This is a genomic window from Mesorhizobium sp. M2C.T.Ca.TU.002.02.1.1, assembly GCF_003997225.1.
In genome coordinates this window covers 1-927 of sequence record NZ_RZTO01001328.1, presented here as the reverse complement: position 1 = coordinate 927, position 927 = coordinate 1, and the positions used below count along the sequence as shown (strand labels likewise).

The 927-nt window shown below is 64.7% G+C and carries 2 protein-coding genes; both read left to right on the top strand.

Annotation, left to right across the window (positions count from 1 at the left end):
* The coding region (locus tag EOD07_RS35885; protein ID WP_164772923.1) for a GMC oxidoreductase at window positions 1–549 on the top strand (549 nt) is incomplete at its 5' end.
* The coding region (locus tag EOD07_RS35880) for a cytochrome c (protein WP_164772922.1) at window positions 546–927 on the top strand (382 nt) is incomplete at its 3' end. The genes EOD07_RS35885 and EOD07_RS35880, both read left to right, overlap by 4 nt.

Here is a 927-nt window from a genome sequence, read left to right as displayed (position 1 = left end):
CGCCCCACTCTGCCCGGGACCCCGAAATGGGGCAGCGCCTGGAAGAAGGCCACCGTGGAGGGCTACAAGAGCACCCTTTCCTTCTCCTCGCAGGGAAGCAGCTATGCCACGCGGACCAACTATCTCGACCTCGATCCGACCTACAAGGATCGTTTCGGCCGGCCGTTGATGCGCATGACCTTCGACTTCCCCGACAACGACATCCGCATGTCGAACTATCTCTGCGACCGGATGGAGGAGATCGCCAAGAAGCTCGGCGGCAAGCAATACGCCGTCGGCCGGCGCAAGAAAGGCTGGGACAGCGTGCCGTACCAGAGCACGCACAACACCGGCGGCGCGATCATGGGGACCGACCCCAAGCGCAGCGCCGTCAACGTTTTCCTGCAGAGCTGGGACGTGCCGAACGTCTTCGTCATCGGCGCTTCGGCCTTCCCGCAGAACGCGGGCAAGAATCCGACGGGAACCGTGGGCGCGCTGGCTTTCCGCGCCGCCGATGCGATCCGCAACCAATATCTGCGCAATCCGGGCGCACCGCTGGTGCAGGCATGAGGACGCTGGCCCTCACCCTTTCCGTGGGTCTCGCCACCCTGTGCTGGACCTCCGCCATCGCCGCCGACCAGGCGGACCAGATCATTCGCGGCCAATACCAGGCCGTGCTCGGCGATTGCGCCGGCTGTCATACGAGGCCAGGCGGCAAGCCTTTGGCCGGCGGCCTGCCGCTCGAAACGCCGTTCGGCGCCCTGATCCCGCCAAACATCACGCCCGACAGCGAGACAGGCATCGGCAACTGGAGCGAGGCCGATTTCCGCAACATGATGAAGACCGGCATCGGCCACAATGGCGTGCGGCTTTATCCGGCGATGCCCTACCCGGCCTACACCAGGATGACCGAACAGGACATTTCCGACCTTTGGGCCTATCTCACCA